Source organism: Actinomadura logoneensis, from assembly GCF_003428695.1.
Lineage (GTDB): Bacteria > Actinomycetota > Actinomycetes > Streptosporangiales > Streptosporangiaceae > Spirillospora > Spirillospora logoneensis.
Map to the genome: position 1 here is coordinate 1 of NZ_QURH01000770.1, position 3,973 is coordinate 3,973.

General features: G+C 75.5%; 5 protein-coding genes. All 5 read right to left on the bottom strand.

Features of this window, described 5'->3' with window-relative positions:
• Positions 1–137: 137 nt before the first annotated feature.
• A complete protein-coding gene (locus DZF91_RS27070) occupies positions 138–971 on the bottom strand; it encodes an ABC transporter permease (RefSeq protein WP_117359989.1) in 834 nt (277 codons plus the stop codon).
• 1 nt (position 972) lies between these two features.
• Positions 973–1,749, bottom strand: a complete 777-nt coding sequence (locus DZF91_RS27075) for an ABC transporter ATP-binding protein (protein WP_117359990.1) — start codon at positions 1,747–1,749, stop codon at positions 973–975.
• 76 nt (positions 1,750–1,825) lie between these two features.
• The gene (locus tag DZF91_RS27080; RefSeq protein ID WP_117359991.1) at positions 1,826–2,344 is read right to left on the bottom strand and encodes a helix-turn-helix domain-containing protein; all 519 of its coding nucleotides are present in this window, start codon (positions 2,342–2,344) and stop codon (positions 1,826–1,828) included.
• Between the two features lie 324 nt (positions 2,345–2,668).
• Positions 2,669–3,592, bottom strand: a complete 924-nt coding sequence (locus DZF91_RS27085; RefSeq protein WP_117359992.1) for a 5'-3' exonuclease — start codon at positions 3,590–3,592, stop codon at positions 2,669–2,671.
• A gap of 31 nt (positions 3,593–3,623) precedes the next feature.
• Positions 3,624–3,973, bottom strand: a 350-nt coding sequence (locus tag DZF91_RS27090) for a PP2C family protein-serine/threonine phosphatase (RefSeq protein WP_147341405.1), incomplete at its 5' end; no start/stop codon positions are given.

Below are 3,973 nucleotides of genomic sequence, written 5' to 3' on the forward strand. Positions count from 1 at the left end.
CCGCCGCCGCAGGCCGCGAGCGCGGCCAGCAGCACCGCCGACAGCCCGGCGGCCAGCGGCGCGGTCGTCCGGCGCCGTCGCGCGCGTCGCTCAGTTCGCATGTCTCCCCACTTCGTTCGTTCCGGCCGCGTCCGCCGTCAGCGGCGGCGGCCGTCCGTGCCGTGCCGGCGTGCCGCCCAGTGGGCGAGCAGCCCGAAGAACCAGAACACCGCCAGGCCGAGCAGGCTCGCGAGCAGCACCGCCGCGAACATCCGCTCGGACTCCAGCCGGGCCCGGTAGACGTTGATGAGGATGCCGAGCCCCGGCTGCCCCTGCTGGTAGAAGTAGTCGCCCACGACCGCGCCGACCACGCTCAGCCCGGCGGAGATGCGCAGCCCGGTGAGCATCGCCGGGACGGCGGCGGGCAGCCGCAGCTTCAGCAGCAGGCGCAGCCGTCCCGCGCGGGCCAGCCGGAACACCTCCTCCAGCGTCCCGTCCGCCGAGCGCAGCCCGAACAGCGTGTTGGCGATGACCGGGAAGACCGCGACGAGCACGCACACCAGGACGCGGCTGGCCATGCCGAACCCGAACCAGAAACCCAGCAGCGGCACCAGCGCCAGCACCGGGACGGTCTGCAGCACGACCGCGTAGGGGTAGAGCGAGCGCTCGACCCAGCGCGCCTGGCTCATCAGGACGGCCAGGCCGACGCCGACCGCGGTCGCCAGCACCAGCCCGAGCCCGGCGACCTCGGCGGTCCGGCCGAGCGCGGCGAGCAGTTCGGCGCGGTTGGCGCCGTCGAGGAACCCGACCCGGACGACCGCGTCCGGCGGCGGCAGCAGGAACCGGCGCTCGGGGCTGAGCAGCCGGTCGCTCACGCCGTACCAGGCGGCGACGGCCAGCCCGAGGACGACCAGCGGCGGCAGCCAGGCCCGGACGCGCGAGCGCGCGGCGGCAGGGTGGCGGGCGGTGTCGCCGCCCCGGCGGAGCGGCATGTCAGGCGACCTCCGCCATGCCGCGGTAGAGCCGCCCGGTCAGGTCGGCGACGACCTCGGCGAACTCCGGGGTCGCGCGCAGCGACCGCTCGCGCGGGAAGGGGAACGGGATCTCCACCCGCGCCACCACCCGGCCCGGCCGCGCCGACATCACCAGCACCGTGGACGACAGGAACGCCGCCTCGGCGACCGAGTGCGTCACCAGGACCGCCGGACGGGGACGCGCCGCGAGCAGCGCGGCCAGCTCGTCCCCGAGCCCGGCCCGGGTGATCTCGTCGAGCGCGCCGAACGGCTCGTCCAGCAGCAGCGCGTCGGGGTCGTCGGCGAGCGTGCGGGCGAGCGACACGCGCATCCGCATACCGCCCGACAGCGCGCCCGGCCGGTGCCGCGCGAACTCCGCCAGCCCGACCAGCTCCAGCGCGCGCCCGGCGCGCTCCCGGCGCTCGGCCCGCGGCGTGCCGCGCAGTTCCATGAGCAGCTCGACGTTGGCGCGGACGGTCCGCCAGGGCAGCAGCGCGGGGTCCTGGAAGACGTAGCCGATCCGCTCGGGGGCGTGCCGGACGGTCCCGGAGGTCGGCGCCTCCAGTCCGGCGGCGATCCGCAGCAGCGTGCTCTTGCCGCATCCGGACGGTCCCACGACCGACACCAGCTCCCCGCCGCCGACGCCGAGGGTGACCTCGGCGAGCGCCGCCGTCCCGTCGTCGTACACCTTGGACACGCCGGCCAGTTCGAGCCGCGGCCCACCGCCGCTCTCGGCGGCCGGAGTCCGCTCGGTCATTTCAGGACGAAGGGGAGGAAGCGGTGCACGGGTGGGGAGCCTACCGCCTCACCGGGCCCCCGATGCGCGGCGGCCCTCAGGGGGCGCCGGAGTCGTCGGCCTCCAGGACGTAGCCGCGGCCCCAGGCGGTGCGCAGGGTGAGGCCGAGCGGCCGCACCCGCCGCCGGATCCGCTTGATGTGCAGGTCGAGCGCGTTGCGGCTGACCGGGCGGCCGTCCTCGGCCAGCAGCGCGCGCAGCTCCTCGCGCGCCGCGATCCGGCCGTACCGCCGGACCAGCAGGTGCAGCAGCCGGGCCTCGCTGGGCGAGACCGCGACGCTGCGGCGGCCGTGCCGCAGGATGCCGTCCTGGTCGAGGTGCGGCCGGGCTCCGGTCCCGCCCCGGGCGCGCAGCATCGCGATCCGGGCCTGGAAGTCGCGCTGGGTCGCGGGCATCCGGATCCAGTCCTCGCGGACGTCGGCGCAGATCGGCGGCTCGTGGTCGCGCTCGACCACCAGCAGCCGCAGCAGCCCGCGCTCGCGGCACAGCTCGCGCCGTTCCGACTCGGCGGGCCAGCGCAGGACGGTGACGTCGCGGCGGAGCCGGGGACCCTGCATTTCCAGGGCGACCGGGGGGAGCGGACGGTCAGGGAGTAAGGAGCGGTCGTCCTCGCGGGACGAGCGTGGCGGGGGGTGCACGGGTCCGCGCCGACCTCCCTCACTGAACAGCGACCACAGCGACCAGACGCTATGGAAACCCAAGATCGTGAAGGTCGCAAGCCGCGCCGAGTCGTGATGTGGATCACGTGGATATGACACGGTGACAACGCCATTTTGACGAGCCTGTCAACGTGCCCGCGCGAAGAACGCCGCCCTTTCGGCGGTGTTTCCCGACGCAGAACAAAAGGCCCCTTTCCCCGGCCGGGGGACGCCCTTCTCCGGTCAGGACGGGCGGAGGGCGTTCAGCAGGCGGTTCACCGGGCTCGCCAGGTTCCAGGTGTCGGCCAGCTCCAGCAGCGCCTCCGGATCGCGCGGCGTCGCGGGCAGGCGGTCGTCGAGACCGGTGAGCTCGGGCGCGTCGATGTCGGTCACGACCCGCACCACCGACGGCGCTGCGGCCAGGTAGGCGCGGGCGGCCTCCAGCCGGCGCCGCGCCCCCGCCGGGAACCCCTCGTCGGAGCCGGAGTCCAGCGCCTCGATGATGCCCGGCACCGAACCGAACCGGGTCACCAGCGCGGCGGCGGTCTTGTCGCCCACGCCGGGCACGCCCGGCAGGCCGTCGCTGGGGTCGCCGCGCAGCGTCGCGTACTCGCCGTAGCCGCGGCCCGGGATGCCGTACTTGGCCGCCACCGCCGCCTCGTCCATCACCTGCAGGTTGCGGATGCCGCGCGCGGTGTACAGCACCTCGACCGGGGCGCGGTCGTCCACGAGCTGGAACAGGTCGCGGTCGCCGGTGACGATGTCGACCGGGCCCTTCGCCGCGCCGCGCACCGCGAGCGTGCCGATCACGTCGTCGGCCTCGTAGCCGGGCACCCCGGCGCGCGCGAGCCCGACGGCGTCGAGCACCGCGTCGATCACCGGGAGCTGGGCGGCGAGGGCGTCCGGGACCTGGTCGCCGCCGTCCTCGGCGACCCGGTGCGCCTTGTAGGACGGCATCGCCCGGACCCGGAACTCCGGCCGCCAGTCGGCGTCGAACGCGCACACCAGCCGCTCGGGCGAGCGCTGCCGGACGAGCGTGGCGATCATGTCGACCAGCCCGCGGACCGCGTTCACCGGCGTGCCGTCCGGGGCCTTCACGCTCTCCGGGACGCCGAAGAAGGCGCGGAAGTACAACGACGGCGTGTCCAGCAGCATCAGCCCGCTCATGCCCGCCATCGTGCCACGGCGGTCCGACGGTTCAGACGACCCGCACCGCCAGCAGGCAGGTGTCGTCGTTGGGGTTGGCCGCGCCGAGCGCGGTCAGCACGTGCTCGATCAGCTCGTCCGGGCCCGCGTCCGGACGCTCCTGCACGGCGTCCCGCAGCAGCGCGAACCCCTCGGTGAGGTCGCGGTCGCGGCGCTCCACCAGCCCGTCGGTGTAGAACAGCAGCACGTCGCCGCTCTCCAGCCGCAGCGTCGCCGGCTCCAGCGGCGGGTCGTCCAGCGCGCCGAGCAGCACCCCGTCCGGGCCGTCCAGCAGCCGGGCCCGGCCCGCGCGCAGCAGCACCGGCGGCGGATGCCCGGCCCGCGCCCACCGCAGCTCGCGCG

Coding starts and splice junctions, on each gene's coding strand:
- DZF91_RS27080 (WP_117359991.1), bottom strand. CDS start 2,344: ATGCAGGGTCCCCGGCTCCGCCGCGACGTCACCGTCCTGCGCTGGCCC.
- DZF91_RS27070 (WP_117359989.1), bottom strand. CDS start 971: ATGCCGCTCCGCCGGGGCGGCGACACCGCCCGCCACCCTGCCGCCGCG.
- DZF91_RS27075 (WP_117359990.1), bottom strand. CDS start 1,749: ATGACCGAGCGGACTCCGGCCGCCGAGAGCGGCGGTGGGCCGCGGCTC.
- DZF91_RS27085 (WP_117359992.1), bottom strand. CDS start 3,592: ATGAGCGGGCTGATGCTGCTGGACACGCCGTCGTTGTACTTCCGCGCC.